This window comes from Microbacterium sp. NPDC055903, assembly GCF_053615555.1.
The window spans coordinates 235,238-253,855 of the sequence record NZ_JBSHCA010000003.1 but is presented as its reverse complement, the minus strand read 5'-3'; the positions used below and the strand labels follow the sequence as shown (position 1 = coordinate 253,855).

Genomic DNA, 18,618 nt, shown 5'->3' with positions numbered 1-18,618 from the left:
CGTAGGGTGGGGGAGTGCTCGATCTGATCGCGGACCCGTCGAATCCCCCCGCTCGCGGCTGGGAGGATGCTGCGCGGTGGTGGCCGCGTCTGAGCGAGGCGACGGCGCACCTGCCGGCCCCGGTCGCCGTCATCGATCTCGACGCGCTTCGGCACAACGCCATGGACCTCCTGGTGCGCGCCGGGGGGATCCCGATCCGCGTGGCCTCGAAGTCCGTGCGCGTGCGCGCGGTTCTGGATGCCGTGCTGAGGATTCCCGGTTATCGCGGCATCCTGGCCTTCACCCTCGCCGAGGCGCTCTGGCTCGCCGAGGACCACGATGACGTCGTGGTGGGCTACCCGACGGCCGACCGCATCGCGCTCGAACGCCTGGTGCACGATGACCGGGCGGCGACCCGCGTGACACTGATGGTCGACGACCCCAGCCAGCTCGATCTCGTCGACAGCATCGCAGCCCCCGGCGCCCGCGCGGAGATCCGGGTCGCCATCGATGCCGACGCCTCGTGGCGCTCGAGCGCCCTCGGCCACATCGGCGTCCGTCGATCCCCCCTGTTCAGCGCTGCGGACGTCGCGCGCTTCGCGCGGCACATCGTCGGGCGGGAGGGCTTCCGTCTCGTGGGGCTGCAGATGTACGAGGCCCAGATCGCCGGGCAAGGCGACAACGCCGGACCGGATGCCCCGGTCATCCGGTTCGCCCAGGCCAGATCGCGGGAGGACCTCCTTCGCCGTCGGGCCGACATCGCGACGGCGCTGAGCAGCATCGCGCCGGTCGAGTTCCTCAACGGCGGGGGGACGGGATCGCTCGAGTTCACCGGCAGCGACGAGTCGGTCACCGAGGCGACCGCGGGCAGCGGATTGCTCGGCGGCCACCTCTTCGACGGCTACCGGTCCTTCACGCCGGCACCCGCAGCAGCGATCGCCTTCGACGTCGTGCGCCGGCCGGCGCCGGATATCGCCACCGTGCTCGGCGGCGGCTGGATCGCCTCCGGCCCTGCTCTGGCCTCCCGGCAGCCGCTGCCCGTGTGGCCGAGGGGCCTGCGCACCCTGCCGCGGGAGGCCGCGGGCGAGGTGCAGACGCCGCTGCAGGGCAGGGCCGCGGCCGGGCTGCGGCTGGGCGATCGCGTCTGGTTCAGGCACGCCAAGAGCGGGGAGCCGGCGGAGCGGATCGCCTCCTACCATCTCGTCTCCGGTGATCGAGTCGTGGACGAGCTTCCCACCTATCGCGGCGAAGGAAAGGCCTTCCTATGACACGACCCGGCGGCACCTGGCAGAACTGGGGACGATCGGCGTCGGTGCGACCTATCAGGGTGGAGCGCCCGAAGACCCCGGAGGGCGTGCAGCGCGCGGTCGCAGCGGCCGTCTCGCAGGGCCTCTCGGTGAAGGCGATCGGGGCGGGGCACAGCTTCACCGGCATCGCGGTCGCCCCCGGCGTCCTGCTGGAGCTCGACGACATGCAGGGCCTCGTCTCCGCGGATCCGTCCCGGGGGCGGGTCACGCTGCTCGCAGGCACGAGGCTGCACCGGATCCCCGGTCTGCTCGCCCCCTACGGTCTGGCGATGCAGAACCTCGGAGACATCGACAGGCAGTCCATCTCCGGGGCGATCTCCACCGGCACCCACGGCACCGGAGTCCGGTTCGGAGGCATCTCGACGCAGGTGGTCGGCGCGGTGCTCGTGACGGCGGCCGGCGAGTTCCTGCGCGTGAACGAGGAGGAGAACGCCGAGCTCCTGCCGGCCGTGGCCCTCGGGCTCGGCGCCTTGGGCGTCCTCGTGGAGGTCACGCTGCAGTGCGTGCCCGCCTTCGTGCTGCGCGCGATCGATGAGCCGGCGCCGCTGGAGGATGTCCTCGCGACGCTCGCGGATCGGGTCGAGGCGAGCGATCATTTCGAGTTCTACTGGTTCCCGCACACCGAGGTGGCGCTGACCAAGCGTCAGGAGAGACTGCCGGAGTCCACCCGGCGGGAACCGCTGCCGGCGGTCGGGCGCTGGGTCGATGAGTCGCTGCTGTCCAACGGGGTCTACCGGGCGGTCTGCGCCGCGAGCACCGTGATCCCCGCGATCAGCCCCGCCTTCAACCGACTCGCCGTGCGCGTCACCGGCGACCGGGCGTACACCGACCACTCCCACCGCGTGTTCACTCAGCGGCGCACCGTCCGCTTCCGCGAGATGGAGTACGCGCTGCCCGCCGAGAACGTCGTGCCCGCCTTTCGTGCGCTGCGTGCGCTCATCGCTCAGCGCGGCTGGCGGATCGAGTTCCCCGTCGAGGTGCGCTTCGCTGCGGCGGATGACCTCTGGCTGTCGACGGCGCACGGCAGGCGGACCGGCTACATCGCCGTGCATCGGTACTGGCGTGTCGACCCGCGCGAGTATTTCACCGCGGTCGAGGCGATCATGCTCGAACACGGCGGACGCCCGCACTGGGGAAAGCTGCACGCCCTGGACGCGGACGAGTTCCGGCAGAGGTATCCGCGCTTCGACGACTTCGTCGCGCTGCGCGACCGGCTGGACCCGGAGCGCGTGTTCGGGAACCGTTACCTGGAGCGCGTCCTCGGAGCCTGAGCCATCCAGTCGACGTGCAGGCTGCGCGGCTAGGATGGGACAAACACGGCTCGAGGGGGGTTGCCTTCCATGGAATGGCTCATTCCGGTTCTGATCGTCGTCGGCGTCGCCGCCGCCATCGGAATCTACCTCTGGGCGACGTACAACTCCCTCGTCCAGCTCAAGGTGCGCGTGGATGAGGCGTGGAGCGGCATCACCGTGCAGCTCGCTCGACGGGCCGATCTGATCCCGAACCTCATCGAGTCGGTCAAGGGATACGCCGCGCACGAGAAGGCCGTGTTCGAGAACGTCACCAGGGCGCGGGCCGAGACCCTTTCCGCGTCGAGCCCCGGTGCCGCGGGCATCGCGGAGGGACACCTGCAGCAGGCGCTGAAGAGCCTGTTCGCGGTCGCCGAGGCCTACCCGCAGCTCCAGGCCAGCCAGAACTTCCTGCAGCTGCAGCACTCCCTCGTCGACACCGAGGACAAGATCCAAGCCGCGCGGCGCTTCTACAACGGCGGAGTGCGTGAACTGAACACCAAGATCAAGGTGTTCCCGAACAACCTGTTCGCCCGCGGCCTCGGCTTCAGCGAGCGGGAGTTCTTCGAGGTCGCCGACAGCTCGACGATCTCAGAACCTCCTCGCGTCCAGTTCTGATCAGCGCGGCACCACGGCCGTCGCCGAGGGGTGATCGTGCCGCTCCGCCTGCAGCACGGAGGAGACGGCATCCGTCGCATCGCCCCAGCGCGAGACGGTGACCCGCTCGAGCCCCTGCCAGCTCGCAGCCCGTGCCAGCTCGTCGGCGACGGCCTCGGCATCGGCGGGGCGCGCCTGAGGCTCCCACCATGCGGACTGCACGCGCAAGGTCGACTCTGCGCGGTCCGCCTTGAGATCCACTCGTGCGACGATGCGGTCGCCGACCAGCACAGGGAGCGAGTAGTAGCCGTAGCGGCGCTTCGCTGCCGGCACGTAGATCTCGATGCGGTAGTCGAGCTCGAACACCCGCAGAGCCCTTTCCCTGAACCACACCACGGGATCGAACGGCGTGAGCAGCGCCGCGGCGTCGACCGTGCGCGGAAGCACGGCGCCGCGGTGCCGCCACGCGGGAAGCGGGGCGCCGGCCCGCTCCCAGCCCCGCACGGCGACGGGCTCGAGCTCGCCCTCGTCGACGAGCCGCTGGACCGCGCGTCGGATGGCCGGACGATCCCGCAGTCGGTAGTAGTCGGCGAGATCCGCCTCGGTCGCGACCCCGGATGCCTGCGCCGCCCGACGTACGAGCTCGGTGAACGCCTCGTCGCGGGAGATCTCCTGGGCGAGCACCTCGGGGGAGATGACCTGCTCTGCCAGCGCGTAGCGTCGCTCGAATCCGCGGCGTCCGCTGATGGCGACGTCTCCGACCCGCCAGAGGTGCTCGAGCGCGAGCTTCACGTCGTCCCAATCCCACCAGGTCCCGCGCTCGCGAGGCGCGTCATCACGCAGATCCGCCGGCCGTAAAGGGCCGCGTGCGCGCAGCTCGTCGAGCACCCAGGACAGGGTGCGTGCATTGCCGTTGACCCAGGAATCGGGATCGCGTTCCCATCGTCGGCGGAAGTCGTCCATCCTGAACCGCCAGAGCGCCCAGTCGGAGGCCGGTACGAACGTCGCCTCGTGGGCGAGGTACTCGACGTAGTGAGTGGTGCGCGCGTGGAACGTGCGCTCGAAGAGGCTGTGTTCGTAGGCGCCTAGTCGTGAGAAGAGGGGGAGATGGTGCGAGCGGGTGAAGACGTTGACGGAGTCGATCTGCAGCACGCCCATGCGCTCCATCGCGCGGTGGACGTGGCGGGCGGTCACCGCCTGCGGACGGCGGCGGGTGAAGCCCTGTGCGGCGAGCGCCATGCGCCTCGCCTGCGCGGCGCTGAGGGTCTGCGTCATCCCGTCAGGCTATCGACAGCATCCGACATCGCCGATGCGTAGACTGGGCGGATGAGCGATCCGCAGCCTCCGCGCCGACGGGAATCGTTCTGGGATCGGCTCACCGCCCCGGAGCGGATCGTGGCCGGCGAGACCGATCACGCCGTCCCGTACGCGCTGCGCGTCACGGCCGGCTACGCATGGCGGCTGCTGTTGATCGCCGCCGCGGCCGGTGTCATCATCTGGGTGGTCATCCAGCTGAAGCTCCTCGTCATCCCGCTCCTGGTGGGCATCCTCGTCACCGCCCTCCTCTGGCCCGCCTTCGAGTGGATGCTCCGCCACCGCGTGCCTCGATGGTTGGCGATCGTCGTCGCGCTGATCGGGACGTTCACGATCGTCGGCGGGCTGCTCTGGCTCGTGTCGTGGCAGGTGGCCAGGGAATGGCCTGAGGTGCGCGACAGCACGGTCGCCGCGGGAGAGCAGTTCCGGCAGTACCTCATCGACGGTCCGCTGCACCTCTCCGAGACGCAGATCCAGGAGTACCTCGACTCCGCCTGGGCGATGATCCAGGAGCAGACCCAGGTGCTGTTCAACGGCGCCCTCGCCGTGGGGACCACGCTGGGGCATGTCGCAACGGGCGCAGTCCTCGCGGTCTTCATCCTCATCTGCCTGCTCGCCGACGGCGCAGGCATCTGGCGCTGGGTGCTGAAGCTCTTCCCGAAGGCGGCGCGCACGGCGGCCGACCGCTCGGCGCGGACGGGCTGGAGCACAGTCGTCAACTACGCGAAGACCCAGCTCCTCGTCGCCACGATCGACGCCGTCGGCATCGGCGCCGGTGCCTTCTTCCTCGGCGTCCCGCTGGCCATCCCGGTCGCCGTCCTGGTGTTCCTCGGCGCGTTCGTGCCGATCGTCGGAGCCGTGGTCACCGGCACCATCGCGGTGTTCCTCGCACTCGTCTACAACGGTCCGTGGATCGCGCTGTGGATGCTCGTCGTCGTGCTCGGCGTCCAGCAGCTGGAGGGTCACGTCCTGCAGCCGATCCTGATGGGATCGGCCGTGAAGGTGCATCCGCTGGCTGTCGTGCTCGTCGTCGCGGGCGGCACGATGATCGCCGGCATCCCCGGCGCGTTGTTCGCCGTCCCGCTGGCCGCCTTCGTCAACGTGGTGGCGGTGACGCTGAGCACAGGGTCGTGGCGTGCGGGCACGCCCCCCGACGCAGACCTGATCTGGAGTACAGTGCCGCGCGAGCGGAGACGGAGGATTTCATGAACGCAGCCCCGAGCCTGGCCGAGTTCGAAGAGGCCGCACGGGGGCTGGCGGGAGTGATCTCCCACACGCCGGCGCTGCCCTCGCGTGCACTCTCGGATGCCTGCGGCGTCCCCGTGCTCCTGAAGATGGAGAACCTGCAGCGCACCGGATCGTTCAAGATCCGCGGCGCCGCCCACCGGCTCTCCAAGCTCACCCCCGAAGAGCGGGCACGCGGCGTCGTCGCCGCCTCGGCAGGCAACCACGCCCAGGGCGTGGCGCTGGCGGCGCAGGCGCTGGGGATCTCTGCAACGATCTTCATGCCGCTCGGGGTCCCGGTGCCGAAGCTGCTCGCGACGCGCGGCTACGGCGCCGAGGTGGTGCTGGAGGGCGAGACGGTCGCGACATCCCTGCGCCTGGCGGCGGAGTTCGCCGAGCGCACCGGCGCTGTGCTCATCCACCCCTTCGACCACCGCGACGTCGTGATCGGCCAGGGCACCCTCGGGCTCGAGCTCCTGGACGATGCGCCGGACGTGGAGACGATCCTCGTCGGCATCGGCGGCGGCGGTCTCATCGCCGGGGTCGCCTCCGCGGCCAAGGCCAAGGCGGCGCAGGCCGGACGAACGATCCGCGTCATCGGCGTCCAGGCGGAGAACGCGGCGTCCACCGTCGCATCGCTCGATGCCGGGCATCCCGTCGCGATCGAGACCAGGCCCACCATCGCCGACGGCATCCTCGTCGCAGAGCCGGGGGCCGTGCCCTTCGACATCATCCACGACCTCGTCGACGAGGTCGTCACCGTATCGGACGATGACATCGCCCGCGCCCTGCTCGTGCTCCTCGAGCAGGCGAAGGTCGTGGTGGAACCCGCCGGCGCGGTGGGTGTCGCCGCGCTCCTGGCGGGCAAGGTCTCACCGACAGGCGTGACGATGGCCGTGCTGTCCGGTGGGAACATCGATCCGCTGCTGCTGCAGCGCGTCGTCGCGCACGGCCTCGCCGCCTCCGGACGCTATCTGACCATCCGCATCCCGCTGCCCGATCGACCAGGCCAGCTGGCCAGGGTCTCGGAGCTCGTGTCGCAGGCAGGAGCGAACGTCATGGAGGTGCTGCACACGCGGCACGGCCAGGGACTGCAGATCAGCGATGTCATCCTGCAGCTCAGCATCGAGACGCGGGGCGCGGAGCACACCGAGCTGACGCTCGATACGCTCCGCGCGGCCGGCTACGACCCGATCGTCGTCCCGGACTGACCGGGAGGACCGAGGAGGGCGTCAGCCCGTGTAGGTCTCGACGTTCACGATCTCGACCGAGATCGAGCGGCCGTTCGGGGCCTCGTAGGAGGAGGAGTCTCCGACCTTGAGCCCGAGGATGGCCTGTCCGAGCGGGCTCGCCTCGCTGTAGACGTCGAGGTCGGTGCCCACCGCGATCTCACGGCTGCCGAGCAGGAAGACCTCTTCGCCGCCCGCGACGACCGCGGTGACCACGGTGCCCGGCTCGACGATGCCGCGGCTGGCCGGGGCCTCGCCGACCTTCGCGGTCTTCAGGAGCTGCTCGAGGGTGCGGATGCGGGCCTCCTGCTTGCCCTGCTCGTCCTTCGCCGCGTGGTAGCCGCCGTTCTCCTTGAGGTCGCCCTCTTCGCGAGCGGCCTCGATGCGCTTCGCGATCTCCTCGCGACCCGTGGTCGACAGGTGCTCGAGCTCGGCGACGAGACGGTCGTAAGCGTCCTGGGTGAGGAAAGGTACCTGAGCGTCTGCAGACACAGCGTGCTCCTTCTGTCAGCGGCGGTGGGGATATGCCAAGACGCCCCGGCGGTGCCGGGGCGTCGATGTCTGAGACGAGTCTATGCGACCCAGCAGGAGTTGACCAATCCCGTCGTCGCCTCGGCGACGGTGGGGATGAACTCCGTGAAGGACTGCGTGTGCGCATCGATCGCGGGGAGCTCGACGATCTTCCAGCCCACGACGCCGAACTCCTCGTCGAGCGCCTCCACGGCGCAGGCCACGTCCTTGCCCTGCACGCCGGAGACCTGGAACGTCACCTGCACGGTGTGCGTATCGACCACCTCGTAGCCGAGGTCGTCCGCGTCGACGGAGTTCATCGACTGCGCCACGGTCATCCAGCCATAGGCTCCGACGAGCAGGACCACGACGACGAGGGCGATGATCCAGGGGAGCCTGCGACGGCGCGTACGCCCGTAGCGGGCATCGAGCTCCTGGGCTGTCGTCACGGGTGGGGTCTCTCGATCGTTAGGCTGGTACTTACAGGTTATGCGACCTGCGCACGAAAGGCGGCCACATGCTGGTTCTGTTCGGGACCGAGACCCCGATGCCGACCCCCTCGATGACGGTCGACCCCGACCTGGTGACGCCGGGACCGGCGGGCTTCGCGGTCATCGTCGTCATCCTGATCGCGGTCGTGCTGCTGATCTGGGACATGAACCGCCGCATCCGCCGTGTGCGCTACCGCGAGGAGGTCCGCGAGGAGCTCGACGCGGAGGAGGCCGCTGCCAAGGAGCGGCCGGCCGACGAGAAGGACGCCGACGACCGCTCCTGAGCTCCTCAGTGCATCGTCATCCCGCCGGTGACGTTGATGCCCTGACCGGTCATGTACCCGGCCAGATCGCTCGCCAGGAACAGCGCGACACCGGCGACGTCCTCGGGCGTTCCCGTGCGGCCGAGCGGCACCTGTGAGCGGTCCTCCGCGGCGACCTCTTCAGCCGTCATCCCGCGGATCGCGCCGCCCTCGATGCGCTCTCTGTGCTTCATGGGCGTCTCGATGATGCCGGGGCAGATCGCGTTGACCGTGATGCCGCGCGGCGCGAGCTCGGTCGCCATCGTCTTCGTCACGCCGAGGACGGCGTGCTTGGAGGCGACGTAGGCCGTCATGCCGCGGTAGCCGTTCTTGCCGGCCTGCGAGGAGATGAAGACGATCCGCCCGGCGCGTCCGGCATCCACGAGGCCCTTCGCGACGTGCTTGGCGACGAGGAAGGACCCCTTCGCGTTCACGTCGAGGTTGCGGTCCCAGTCGGCCTCGGTGGTCTCCGTCGCGAATCCGATGGTCGACGTCCCCGCCGCCGTCACGAGGACGTCGACCAGGCCCAGTCGCTCGGCGATCTCCGCGACGGCGGCGGCGACGGCATCCTCGTCCGTCACGTTCAGGCGAACGGACCACGCGGCATCGCCGACCTCCTGGAGGCCGTCGGGGAACGAGAGATCGGCGCCGACGACGAGGGCGCCCTCTCGGAGGAAGGCGGCGGCGATGCCGGCGCCGATCCCGCTCGCGGCGCCCGTGACGAGGACGACGCGACCGCTCAGTTCATCGAACACTCAGACGCCCACGCGCTCGAAGGCGTCGAGGCTGATGCCCTGCTCCAGGATGCGCGCCGACCACTCGCGTGCGCTGTGCAGGCTGTGATCGCGGTAGTTTCCGCACTCGACGGCGGACACGCCGGGCACGTCGCTCCACTCGGCCTTGCCGGCGATGAACTCGAGGCCGGCCTTGATCGCGGCGACCACATCGGCGACGGCTGGTTCACCCCAGGTGATGAGGTGGAAGCCCGTGCGGCAGCCGAACGGCGAGATGTCGATGACACCGTCGAGGTGGTCCCGCAGCACGCTCGCGAGGAGGTGCTCGATCGTGTGCAGCCCCGCCGTGGGGATCTCGCCCTCGTTCGGCTGGACGAAACGCACGTCGAAGTTCGAGATCGCATCGCCCTTCGGTCCCTTCTCGACGGCGATGAGCCGGACGTAGGGGGCGTGGACGGCGGTGTGATCGAGCGTGAAGCTCTCGACTTCGGCCATGGTTCTCTCCTTGTTTCTCGGGGTCAGTGGGTCGCGACGCCTGCCAGCGGAACGCGGGCGAGCGGAGTCTGATGTGCTTCGAGCCTACGCAGGAGCCGGACCAGCTGGTCGTGACTCGGCGCCTCGTCGAGGAGATGCAGGCTGGAAGAGGGTTCGCAGGCGGCATCGGCGATCGCGCGGAGCGCTGTCTCGTCTGCGGGATCGATGCCGAGGTCTGCCAGGCTCCTCGGCAGCCCGAGCACGGCGTAGACATCCGCGAGGGCGTCGATCTCGTCCCAGCGCTCCTCCATGGCGAGCTGCACGAGGATGCCGTACGCGACCTTCACACCGTGCAGCAGGTCACGGGTGTTCTCCAGCGTGCTCAGACCGTCTCCGATCGGATGCGCGGCGGTGGCCCTGCCGGACGACGCGCCCATCGATCCCACCAGGCCTGCCGTGATGATCGCCGCTTCGGCGAGCATCGTCCAGGCATCCGAGCGCACACCGTTGCGCATGTCCGCCACGGCGGCCGCTCCGCGTGTGCGCACCAGATCGCCACAGAGGGCGGCGGCCTCCGCGCCGAACCCCGTCAGCACGTCGGCGGGCGAGCGGCGGGCGAACGCCGCCCTGGTCTCGACGTGCTTGGCGAGCGTGTCGGCCACACCCGAGACGAAGAGGTCGACGGGGGAGTCGAACAGCACCCGCGGATCCACGAACAAGGCGCGGGTGGGTGTGTCCCAGGTGTCATGGCCGAGATGCCGGTGTGCGTCGTCGTAGTAGACCGATACGGCGGACCATCCGGAGCAGGTGCTCGCCAGCGTCGGCACCAGGTAGATCGGGAGACCGAGAGGATGAGCCACGGCCTTCGCCGTGTCCAACGCCTTGCCGCCACCGAGCCCGAGCACGCCCTGCACACCGGCGCCGGTGGCCAGCGACTGCAGTCGGGCGATCTCCGAGGGGCTGCACTCCCCGCCGAACATGGCCTCGACGAGCGGCAAGGGGGCGAGATCAGGAAGGAACGGCTCCGCAGCGCGCAATGAGCGGGATCCGTGCACGAAGAGCAGGTCGCGGATGCCGTCTGCCGCGAGCACGGTGGGAAGCTGCTCGAGCGAGCCCTCGCCCGTGTGCACGATCGACGGCCCCGGCCGCACAGGGACGGCGTTCATCGCCGCGCCTCCGGCGCAGATCCGATGCGCTCCACGAGCTCGCCGAGGCGTTCGAAGGAGTGCACGAGCGAGAGTCGAATGTGGCCCCTGCCGCGTTCGCCGAAGCCGCTGCCCGGTGCGACGGCGACTCCGCGGTCGGCGAGCAGCCGCTCCGCGAGGGCGACGTCGTCGCCGCCGACGCTGATCCACAGGAAGAACGTGCCATCGGCGTCGATGACGTCCCATCCGCGCTGGCTCAGCCCCTTCGCCACGAGCTCGCGTCTGGCGCGGTACACACCGACGAGCTCGTCCGCGGCAGCCTGGTCGCCTCCGAGGGCGGCCGCTGCAGCATCCTGAGTGGCGCCGAAGATCGTGCTGAAGGCATGCGCCTGGTAGCCGCGCATCGCCGAGATCGCATCGGGAGCGCCCACGGCGAAGCCGATGCGCCAGCCGGCCATGTTGTACGTCTTGGACAGCGTGGACACCTCGACCGTTCGGCTGTCGTCGACCTCCAGAGCGGAGGAAGGACGGCCGGAGAACCCGAGCGAGGAGTAGGCGAAGTCGTTGACGAACACGGCGCCGAGCCGTGCGCTCTCGGCGACCGCGCGTTCGAACGTGGCTGTCGTCGCGATGGCCCCCGTCGGGTTGTGCGGGTAGTTCAGCAGGAGAACGGACCCCTCGTCGACATCATCCAGCGCGGAGAAATCGGGCTGGAAACCGTGCGCGCGATCCAGGGGGAGCCGATGCAGACGCGCGCCAGCGAGCTGCGCGGCGCTCGCGTACGCCGGATAGCCGGGGTCAGGCACGATGAGCCGATCTCCAGGATCGACGAGGCCGAGGACGGCCGCCATGAGGCCCTCGTGAGAACCGTGGAACGCCGCGATCTGCGTTGCCGCGTCCAACTCGACGCCGTGGTCTTCGCGATACCGCCGCACGATCGCCTCGGCCAGCGCCGGTCGGACGCCGTAGCTGGGGTAGCCGTGGTTGCGAGGCTCCGCGACTGCGCGCTGCATGGCCGCCACGATGGCCGGCGGCGTCGGCAGGTCGGGATTGCCCTTGGAGACGTCGATGACGTCGACCCCCGCGGCCCTCGCCGCCGCGACCGCACGATCCAGCGCGCCGAAGAAGTTCTCCGGCAGGGCGCGCACGCGCGCCGCCGCACGGATGCCCGCTGTCACCGGCGCCGCAGCTTCCGTGCCAGCCTCGTTCCGAACAGCTGGATGAGCTGCACGATCACGACGAGGGTGATCACCGTCACCAGCATGATCACACCGTCGAAGCGCTGGTAGCCGTAGCTGATCGCGAGGTCGCCGATGCCGCCGGCACCGACCGTACCGGCCATCGCCGTGGCGTCCAACAGTCCGATCGTGGCCGTCGTGAGAGCGAGCACGAGCGAGCCTCTAGCCTCGGGCAGCAGGAACCGGGTGAAGATCTGCACCGGGGTCGCGCCCATGGACTTCGCCGCTTCGACGATGCCCTCCGGAACCTCCAGGAGCGAGTTCTCGACGAGGCGGGCGATGTACGGCGCGACCATGATGATCAGCGGCACCAGCGCACCGTTGACGCCGATCGAGGTCCCCACGACCAGGCGGGTGAACGGCAGGATGGCGACGAGCAGGATAATGAACGGCAGCGAGCGGACGACGTTGATGAACGCGTTCAGCACGAACGAGACCACACCGTTCGGAAGCACGCCGCCCGGCCTCGTCACCACGACGGCGATGCCGAGGAGGATCCCGAGGATCGACCCCGCGAAGAGAGCGACGCCGAGCATGTAGAGCGTCTCGCCGAGGGCCTCGAAGAAGAGCTCAGAGGTCAGCAGGGTGTCGATCATGCTGGGACCTCCTCGATGCTCACGATGCGTGCGGCCAGGTGCGCGAAAGCGGCCTCGCGGCGATCCAGCGGACCGGTGACCTGGATCACCATGTTCCCGACCGTCCGCTCCTGGAGGTCGGTCATGTCGGCGTGCAGGATGTTCACCTCGAGGCCGAACTCTGAGATGAGCGCACCGACGATCGGCGTGGTCACCTCGTCATCGAGGAAGCGCAGGCGCCAGAGCGGCCCCGTGCCGATGCTGCGGCGCACCCGATCCGGCACCTCTTGCGGGATGACTGTGCCGACGAAGGCCTGCGCGATCGGCGTCTGCGGATGCACGAAGACGTCCATCACCGAGCCCTGCTCCACCACACGGCCGCCCTCCATGACGGCGACCGAGTGGCAGAGGTCCTTGATCACGTCCATCTCGTGCGTGACGACCAGGATGGTCGTTCCGTACTCGCGGTTGACGCGACGCAGGAGCTCGATGACCTGCCTAGTCGTGCTCGGATCGAGCGCGCTGGTCGCCTCGTCGCACAGCAGCACGGCGGGGTTGCGCACCATCGCCCTGGCGATGCCGACACGCTGCTTCTGGCCGCCGGAGAGCTGACCGGGGTAGGCGTCGACGCGGTCGGCCAGCCCGACGAACTCCAGCGATTCGATCGCCTTGGCATGCGCCTCGCGCCGGTTCACGCCGTCCAGGCGCAGCGGCATCGCGACGTTGTCGAGCACGGTGACCGTCTCCAGCAGCTGGAACTGCTGGAAGATCATCGCCGTCCGTTTGCGCGCCGATCGCAGCTCGGCGGTGGACAGGGTGGTCAGATCGATGCCGTCCACCAGGACGGTGCCGGAGGTGGGGGATTCGAGGGCGTTGACCATTCTGATGAGCGTGCTCTTGCCCGCACCGCTGTGGCCGATGACGCCGAAGATCTCACCGCGAGGAATGCTCAGGTCGACGGCATCCAGCGCCGTGAGCGCGCTCTCGCCGCGCCCGAATCGACGGCTGACGCCGTCGAAGCGGACGGCATCCATCAGTCCTCCAGCGCCGCGGGCAGGTTGTAGCCGTCGTACTGCTCGTTCGAGGCGATGTACTCGGCGAACTCGTCAGACTCGTACGCGTCCCTGAGTGCTTCGGCCCACTCGGAGTCGACGGCGGCCTCATCGACGGCCACGATGACGGAGAACTCATCGGTGAGGTCTTCGAGGGCGAGGGCGTCGGTCAGCCTGAGACCGCCGGAGACGACGAAGTTGCCCTGAATGACGCTGTAGTCGACGTCCTGCAGCGAGGGGACCTGCTGCGCGTTGTCCATCTCGACGAACTGGATGTCGTTCGGGTTCTCGGTGACGTCCTGCAGCGACGCGGTGGCCGGGTCGATGCTGTCGGACAGCGTGATGAGGTCCAGGCCTTCGAGGACCTTCAGCGCGCGGTACTGGTTCGACGGCTGATTCGGCACGGCGATCGTGGAGCCGGTGCCGAGATCGTCCAGAGACGTCTTCTTGCCGCCGAACAGTGCCATCGGCGGGCCGGGGACCTGGACGAGGGCGACGTTCGTGAGGCCCTCCTGGACGTTGATCGAGTCCATGTACACCGAGTGCTGCATGATGTTCGCGTCGATCTCGCCGTCGCTCAGCGCGACGTTGACGATCACGCCGTCGGTGAAGTCCTGCGTCTGGATCGTGTAGCCCTCGGCCTCGAGGATCGGCTGGATGCCATCCTGGAACATCTCGAGGTAGGGGCCGGGGTTGAAGCCGATGGTGATGTTGGTCTTCTCGCCGGCCGGAGCCGAGCCCTCCTCGGCAGGGGTCGACGAGCAGCCGGCGAAGGCGGCGGCGACGGCGAGCGAGGCGGTGGCGGCGAGCAGGCGGGTGGAACGGCGCATCACGAAGACCTCCGGTGAGGGTCGGCGGGGAAGGGTATCCTTCAGACGCTAGCCGCGCAGATGACGCCGGATCACATCGTGTTACGAATCATTGCTGCACGATTCGCGGCGCACCGGTCAGCCGGGCAGGCCCAGCGACGGCGAGAGCGGTGCGAGGGCGATGAGCAGGCACGCCGTCCAATGGCACAGGAACGCCAGCACGGTGCACACGTGGAAGATCTCGTGGAAGCCGAAGTGGCCTGGCCACGGGTTGGGCTTCTTGAGCGCGTAGACGATCGCTCCGCCGGTGTAGAGGAGGCCTCCGACGATGACGAGGACCATCATCGCGAGGTTCGCGTTGAGCAGATCGACGATGTACATCACTGCCGCCCAGCCCAGCAGGAGGTAGAGCGCGACGTAGAGCCAGCGGGGCGCGTTGATCCAGAAGACGCGGAACAGGATGCCCAGCAGCGCCCCGCTCCACACCAGGATCAGCAGCAGAGTGCCCTTCTCCGGGGGCAGGGCGAGTGTGGCCAGCGGCGTATAGGTGCCCGCGATGAGCAGCAGGATGTTCGCGTGATCGATCCGCTTGAGGACGACTTTCGTCTTCGGGCCCCAGTTGAACCGGTGGTACACGGCTGAGTTGCCGAACAGCAGGAGCGAGGTCGCCATGAACACCGCCGCCGCCCATTTGCCCGGTGCTCCCTGGGCGAGCACGATCAGCACGATTCCGGCGGCGATCGCGACAGGGAAGGTGCCGGCGTGGATCCAGCCGCGCCAGGTGGGCTTGATCTCGACGTTCGCGTCGACCGCTGCCGCGTCCAGCAGAGGCAACTGGGGGACATCGGGGATGCTGTTGCTCTCTGCGCGTCTGGTCACGTGCTCACTCTAGGACGGGCACCATTCCCTCAGCGGCACATATCCTGTGCATCCTCGGTGCCCGTACAGCCCGGCGCGGTAGCGTAGGGACGTGAATGCACGTGCGAGCGAAGGCCGAGGGCCGCTGTACCGGCTGTACGGCAAACGGCTGCGCCGCAGGCTGGAGACAGCCGCCGTCCCCCATCACGTCGCCATGATGATCGATGGCAACCGTCGGTGGGCCCGCCAGCTCGGCCTGGGTTCCGCGGCGGAGGGGCACAGAGCAGGTGCCGCCAAGATGCGGGAGTTCCTCGGCTGGTGCGACGCCCTCGGGATCAAGGTCGTGTCGCTGTATCTGCTTTCCAGCGACAACCTCCTCAAGCGCGATCCTCAGGAGCTCGCCGATCTCATCGAGATCATCGCCGAACTCGCGGACGGGCTCTCCCACGAGGGCGACTGGCGGGTCAAGCACGTCGGCCGCTCCGACATCCTCCCGGGTGAGCTGGCTCGTGTCCTCGCCGACGCGGAGGAGCGCACCCGCGCGCACACGGGGCTGCACGTGAACCTGGCGGTCGGCTACGGCGGGCGCAACGAGATCGTGGATGCGGTGCGCAGCATCCTGGCCCATCACAACGCCTCTGGGGGCTCGCTCGAGGAACTCGCCGAAGAGCTCACTCCCGAGCTCATCGGTGAGCACCTGTACACGACAGGCCAGCCGGACCCCGACCTCGTGATCCGCACGAGCGGCGAGCAGCGTCTGAGCGATTTCCTGCTCTGGCAGAGCGCGCACAGCGAGTTCTACTTCGTCGAGGCGCTCGGGCCCGACCTCCGCGAGGTGGATTTCCTGCGCGCCATCCGCGACTACGCGAGCCGCGAACGCCGATTCGGACGCTGAGCCGCGAGAGTTCACACAGCGTTAACGCCGCTCCCTGCGTGTCGGGGTGGTGCAATCGCGTCGCCTGGTCGTACCTTCTAGGCATCGGGCACGGTGCCCGGTCGAGTCGGCCGCAAGGAACACGACTCGTGGCCAACGGTCGACTCGAGATAGCCGGGTTCCACCCGGGTCGGGAGTGGGTCGTGACCACACGTACAGCGCAGCAGCAGTCCCGCAGGAGCACCGCACAGAAGCCGGATACGGATCTGCGCACCTATGTGCTCGACACCTCGGTCCTGCTCAGCGATCCGCAGGCGTTCTTCCGCTTTGCGGAGCATTCCGTCGTCCTCCCCGTCGTCGTGATCAGCGAGCTCGAGGGCAAGCGGCACGACCCGGAGATCGGATACTTCGCGCGCCAGGCGCTGCGCCACCTCGATGAGCTCCGCGTGGAGCACGGCCGCCTCGACTTCCCCGTGCAGGTGGGCGAGGGAGGCACTCTCCGCGTCGAGCTCAACAACACGAACGGCGATGTGCTCCCGAGCGGCATCCGCCTGGGTGACAACGACAGCCGCATCCTCGCCGTGGCGATGCACCTCGCGCAGGACGGTCAGGACGTCACGATCGTCTCGAAGGACCTCCCGATGCGGGTGAAGGCGGCATCCCTCGGCCTGCGGGCCGAGGAGTACCTCGCCGAGCAGGCCGTGGACTCGGGCTGGACCGGGATCTCGACCCTCGCACTCTCCGGAGACGAGATGAGCGACCTCTACGAGAGCGAGGTCGGCACGAGCGAAGAGGCGATCGGGCTCCCGGTGAACACCGGGCTCATCATCCACTCCGAGCGCGGATCGGCACTCGGCAGGGTGACGGGCGACGGCGAGTACAAGCTCGTCCGCGGCGATCGCGAGGTCTTCGGGATGCACGGTCGCTCGGCAGAGCAGCGCATCGCGATCGACCTGCTCTTGGACCAGGAGGTGGGCATCGTCTCCCTCGGCGGACGGGCCGGCACCGGCAAGTCGGCGCTGGCGCTGTGCGCGGGTCTCGAGGCGGTGCTCGAGCGGCAGCAGCAGAAGAAGATCATTGTGTTCCGCCCGCTGTTCGCGGTGGGCGGTCAGGAGCTCGGATACCTCCCCGGCGACCAGGGCGAGAAGATGGGGCCCTGGGGGCAGGCGGTCTTCGACACGCTCGGCTCGGTCGTCTCCGGGAACGTCATGGACGAGGTCGTCGAGCGGGGCATCCTCGAGGTGCTGCCGCTGACGCACATCCGTGGGCGTTCGCTGCACGACGCCTTCGTGATCGTGGACGAGGCGCAGTCGCTGGAGCGCAACGTCCTGTTGACGGTGCTCAGCAGGATGGGGCAGAACTCCCGCGTCGTTCTCACGCATGATGTCGGGCAGCGCGACAATCTGCGCGTCGGCCGCCATGACGGCATCGCCAGCGTGATCGAGACGCTGAAGGGCCACGACCTGTTCGGACACGTGACGCTGATGCGCTCCGAGCGGTCCGCGATCGCCGCCCTGGTGACGGAGCTCCTGGAGGGCGGCGAGCTCAGCTAGCCTGTTGCAACTGCTCTCGATTCGGGGGGCCGACACGCCAGATGCAGGACGGATACGTGGAATCCGTCCGACAGGTGGCGCGTCGGCCCCCGGAACGTATCGTGGGTGGTCCCGGACATGGGGGCGCGGGGAGTCAGGCGCGGTCACGCAGGCGTGCGACAGCGGCGAGGATGGCGGCCTGGACCACTGGCCAGTCGTGGATGATCTGCGCGTAGTCGAAGTGGAGGGTCTCGTAACCGAGAGCCGATGCCGCGGCATCCCGGGTGAGGTCCTTGTGCCGCATCGACGGGCCATCGTGATTGAGTCGGCCATCGGCTTCGAGGATCAGCCGGCCGTCGATCACGAAGTCGACGCGGCCGACCCCGGTGATCAGCACCTGGGCCGTCAGAGCGAGACCGATCAGGTGCAGCCGCAAGCGCAGGATCGACTCGAGACCGCTTTCGGACGTCGGGCCGGCCAGATCGACCAGCCAGCGTGCCGACGACGGGAGTGCCGCCCGGATGCGGAGGACGGCTCCTGGCGAAAGACGGCGTTCATGCAGGGCGGACTCGAATGACGCGAAGAAGGCTTCGTCGCCCTCGCACCGATACAGATGGATGAGCGCGGTCTCGACATCGACGATCCCGATCGGAACGCGGCCGCGGAAGAAGTGGCTGACGCACCGGCATCCACCGTGCGCATGAACGCGCCCTCGCCGGCCAACCCAGACATGCTCGCGCTCGTCGGTGGAGAGCACCCAGATTCCGTGGGCGCGCAGCGCCTGGGAGCAGGTGAGGGCTCCACCGTGCAGTGATGCGGTGCAGGTGTCAGCCACGGCGTCCGGTGATGCGTATAGGCCAGGCCGCAGACGCAGGATGAGGCCCGCGCGGACAGCCTTCGCGAGATGCTGGCGGGGCAGTCCGTATTGCTGCAGCGTCACGCCGCGGGCGATGCCGCCGAGTCGGTCGAGGACGTGCCGTGGATCGAGCATGTTGTCCAGGATGCTCGCAAGGCGCAGCATCCCACCCTCGTCGTTCGCTGCTGCGTGTACTACTCGTCACACCCGCGCATCGGTGCAGGACGAC

The 18,618-nt window shown here is 68.9% G+C and carries 20 protein-coding genes; 8 read left to right on the top strand and 12 right to left on the bottom strand.

What is annotated here, in order from left to right:
- Window positions 1-14: 14 nt before the first annotated feature.
- The 3 genes from ACWGJP_RS15045 (at window position 15) to ACWGJP_RS15035 (ending at window position 3,193) form a co-directional block, all read left to right on the top strand.
- Window positions 15-1,247 (top strand): alanine racemase, encoded by a 1,233-nt coding sequence (locus ACWGJP_RS15045; RefSeq protein WP_452330612.1) that lies wholly within the window; start codon window positions 15-17, stop codon window positions 1,245-1,247.
- Window positions 1,244-2,557, top strand: a complete 1,314-nt coding sequence (locus ACWGJP_RS15040) for a D-arabinono-1,4-lactone oxidase (RefSeq protein ID WP_452330611.1) — start codon at window positions 1,244-1,246, stop codon at window positions 2,555-2,557. Before ACWGJP_RS15045 ends, ACWGJP_RS15040 begins: the two co-directional genes overlap by 4 nt.
- 69 nt (window positions 2,558-2,626) lie before the next feature.
- A complete protein-coding gene (locus tag ACWGJP_RS15035; protein ID WP_452330610.1) occupies window positions 2,627-3,193 on the top strand; it encodes a LemA family protein in 567 nt (188 codons plus the stop codon).
- On the opposite strand, the gene ACWGJP_RS15030 is transcribed toward ACWGJP_RS15035, so the two are convergent.
- Window positions 3,194-4,447: a winged helix-turn-helix domain-containing protein gene (locus ACWGJP_RS15030; RefSeq protein WP_452330609.1), complete on the bottom strand. Its 1,254-nt coding sequence runs from the start codon at window positions 4,445-4,447 to the stop codon at window positions 3,194-3,196.
- A 51-nt stretch (window positions 4,448-4,498) separates the two neighbouring features.
- Between ACWGJP_RS15030 and ACWGJP_RS15025 the strand changes: the two genes are divergently transcribed.
- Window positions 4,499-5,695 carry an AI-2E family transporter gene (locus tag ACWGJP_RS15025; RefSeq protein WP_452330608.1) on the top strand — a complete coding sequence of 399 codons (1,197 nt, stop codon included), beginning with the start codon at window positions 4,499-4,501 and terminating at the stop codon, window positions 5,693-5,695.
- A complete protein-coding gene (gene ilvA, locus ACWGJP_RS15020; RefSeq protein ID WP_452330607.1) occupies window positions 5,692-6,921 on the top strand; it encodes a threonine ammonia-lyase in 1,230 nt (409 codons plus the stop codon). The genes ACWGJP_RS15025 and ilvA overlap by 4 nt, the downstream gene beginning before the upstream one ends.
- A gap of 21 nt (window positions 6,922-6,942) precedes the next feature.
- Here ilvA and greA read toward each other — a convergent pair whose 3' ends face one another.
- Window positions 6,943-7,431 carry a transcription elongation factor GreA gene (greA, locus tag ACWGJP_RS15015; protein ID WP_452330606.1) on the bottom strand — a complete coding sequence of 163 codons (489 nt, stop codon included), beginning with the start codon at window positions 7,429-7,431 and terminating at the stop codon, window positions 6,943-6,945.
- A gap of 80 nt (window positions 7,432-7,511) precedes the next feature.
- Window positions 7,512-7,898 carry a DUF4307 domain-containing protein gene (locus ACWGJP_RS15010; protein ID WP_452330605.1) on the bottom strand — a complete coding sequence of 129 codons (387 nt, stop codon included), beginning with the start codon at window positions 7,896-7,898 and terminating at the stop codon, window positions 7,512-7,514.
- 68 nt (window positions 7,899-7,966) lie between these two features.
- On the opposite strand from ACWGJP_RS15010, the gene ACWGJP_RS15005 reads away from it, so the two are divergent.
- Entirely contained in the window at window positions 7,967-8,224 is a 258-nt protein-coding gene (locus tag ACWGJP_RS15005; RefSeq protein ID WP_452330604.1) for a hypothetical protein, read from the top strand.
- A 5-nt stretch (window positions 8,225-8,229) separates the two neighbouring features.
- On the opposite strand, the gene ACWGJP_RS15000 is transcribed toward ACWGJP_RS15005, so the two are convergent.
- From ACWGJP_RS15000 to trhA, 8 genes are all read right to left on the bottom strand, one after another.
- A complete protein-coding gene (locus ACWGJP_RS15000) occupies window positions 8,230-8,997 on the bottom strand; it encodes an SDR family NAD(P)-dependent oxidoreductase (protein WP_452330603.1) in 768 nt (255 codons plus the stop codon).
- Entirely contained in the window at window positions 8,998-9,471 is a 474-nt protein-coding gene (locus tag ACWGJP_RS14995) for an S-ribosylhomocysteine lyase (protein WP_452330602.1), read from the bottom strand.
- Window positions 9,472-9,494: 23 nt separating this feature from the next.
- On the bottom strand, window positions 9,495-10,616 hold the full coding sequence (locus ACWGJP_RS14990) for an iron-containing alcohol dehydrogenase family protein (protein ID WP_452330601.1): 1,122 nt from the start codon (window positions 10,614-10,616) through the stop codon (window positions 9,495-9,497).
- The gene (locus ACWGJP_RS14985; protein ID WP_452330600.1) at window positions 10,613-11,773 is read right to left on the bottom strand and encodes an aminotransferase class I/II-fold pyridoxal phosphate-dependent enzyme; all 1,161 of its coding nucleotides are present in this window, start codon (window positions 11,771-11,773) and stop codon (window positions 10,613-10,615) included. Before ACWGJP_RS14985 ends, ACWGJP_RS14990 begins: the two co-directional genes overlap by 4 nt.
- On the bottom strand, window positions 11,770-12,429 hold the full coding sequence (locus tag ACWGJP_RS14980; RefSeq protein WP_452330599.1) for a methionine ABC transporter permease: 660 nt from the start codon (window positions 12,427-12,429) through the stop codon (window positions 11,770-11,772). The genes ACWGJP_RS14985 and ACWGJP_RS14980 overlap by 4 nt, the downstream gene beginning before the upstream one ends.
- Window positions 12,426-13,442 carry a methionine ABC transporter ATP-binding protein gene (locus tag ACWGJP_RS14975; protein WP_452330598.1) on the bottom strand — a complete coding sequence of 339 codons (1,017 nt, stop codon included), beginning with the start codon at window positions 13,440-13,442 and terminating at the stop codon, window positions 12,426-12,428. Before ACWGJP_RS14975 ends, ACWGJP_RS14980 begins: the two co-directional genes overlap by 4 nt.
- Window positions 13,442-14,290, bottom strand: a complete 849-nt coding sequence (locus ACWGJP_RS14970; RefSeq protein ID WP_452330597.1) for a MetQ/NlpA family ABC transporter substrate-binding protein — start codon at window positions 14,288-14,290, stop codon at window positions 13,442-13,444. Before ACWGJP_RS14970 ends, ACWGJP_RS14975 begins: the two co-directional genes overlap by 1 nt.
- A gap of 117 nt (window positions 14,291-14,407) precedes the next feature.
- The gene (gene trhA, locus ACWGJP_RS14965; RefSeq protein WP_452330596.1) at window positions 14,408-15,148 is read right to left on the bottom strand and encodes a PAQR family membrane homeostasis protein TrhA; all 741 of its coding nucleotides are present in this window, start codon (window positions 15,146-15,148) and stop codon (window positions 14,408-14,410) included.
- A 91-nt stretch (window positions 15,149-15,239) separates the two neighbouring features.
- Between trhA and ACWGJP_RS14960 the strand changes: the two genes are divergently transcribed.
- Window positions 15,240-16,022, top strand: a complete 783-nt coding sequence (locus tag ACWGJP_RS14960) for an isoprenyl transferase (RefSeq protein WP_452330595.1) — start codon at window positions 15,240-15,242, stop codon at window positions 16,020-16,022.
- 182 nt (window positions 16,023-16,204) lie between these two features.
- Complete coding sequence (locus tag ACWGJP_RS14955) at window positions 16,205-17,554, top strand: PhoH family protein (protein WP_452330594.1); 1,350 nt, start codon at window positions 16,205-16,207, stop codon at window positions 17,552-17,554.
- Window positions 17,555-17,687: 133 nt separating this feature from the next.
- On the opposite strand, the gene ACWGJP_RS14950 is transcribed toward ACWGJP_RS14955, so the two are convergent.
- Entirely contained in the window at window positions 17,688-18,554 is an 867-nt protein-coding gene (locus ACWGJP_RS14950; protein WP_452330593.1) for a type IV toxin-antitoxin system AbiEi family antitoxin domain-containing protein, read from the bottom strand.
- Between the last annotated feature and the right edge of the window lie 64 nt (window positions 18,555-18,618).

Bases quoted from the DNA above. Each gene is read 5' to 3' on its own strand.
- ACWGJP_RS15025 (WP_452330608.1), top strand. From the start codon at position 4,499: ATGAGCGATCCGCAGCCTCCGCGCCGACGGGAATCGTTCTGGGATCGG.
- ACWGJP_RS14975 (WP_452330598.1), bottom strand. From the start codon at position 13,442: ATGGATGCCGTCCGCTTCGACGGCGTCAGCCGTCGATTCGGGCGCGGC.
- ACWGJP_RS15005 (WP_452330604.1), top strand. From the start codon at position 7,967: ATGCTGGTTCTGTTCGGGACCGAGACCCCGATGCCGACCCCCTCGATG.
- ACWGJP_RS14980 (WP_452330599.1), bottom strand. From the start codon at position 12,429: ATGATCGACACCCTGCTGACCTCTGAGCTCTTCTTCGAGGCCCTCGGC.
- ACWGJP_RS14970 (WP_452330597.1), bottom strand. From the start codon at position 14,290: ATGCGCCGTTCCACCCGCCTGCTCGCCGCCACCGCCTCGCTCGCCGTC.
- ACWGJP_RS15030 (WP_452330609.1), bottom strand. From the start codon at position 4,447: ATGACGCAGACCCTCAGCGCCGCGCAGGCGAGGCGCATGGCGCTCGCC.
- ACWGJP_RS14995 (WP_452330602.1), bottom strand. From the start codon at position 9,471: ATGGCCGAAGTCGAGAGCTTCACGCTCGATCACACCGCCGTCCACGCC.
- ACWGJP_RS15035 (WP_452330610.1), top strand. From the start codon at position 2,627: ATGGAATGGCTCATTCCGGTTCTGATCGTCGTCGGCGTCGCCGCCGCC.
- ilvA (WP_452330607.1), top strand. From the start codon at position 5,692: ATGAACGCAGCCCCGAGCCTGGCCGAGTTCGAAGAGGCCGCACGGGGG.
- ACWGJP_RS15040 (WP_452330611.1), top strand. From the start codon at position 1,244: ATGACACGACCCGGCGGCACCTGGCAGAACTGGGGACGATCGGCGTCG.
- ACWGJP_RS14950 (WP_452330593.1), bottom strand. From the start codon at position 18,554: ATGCTGCGCCTTGCGAGCATCCTGGACAACATGCTCGATCCACGGCAC.
- ACWGJP_RS14990 (WP_452330601.1), bottom strand. From the start codon at position 10,616: ATGAACGCCGTCCCTGTGCGGCCGGGGCCGTCGATCGTGCACACGGGC.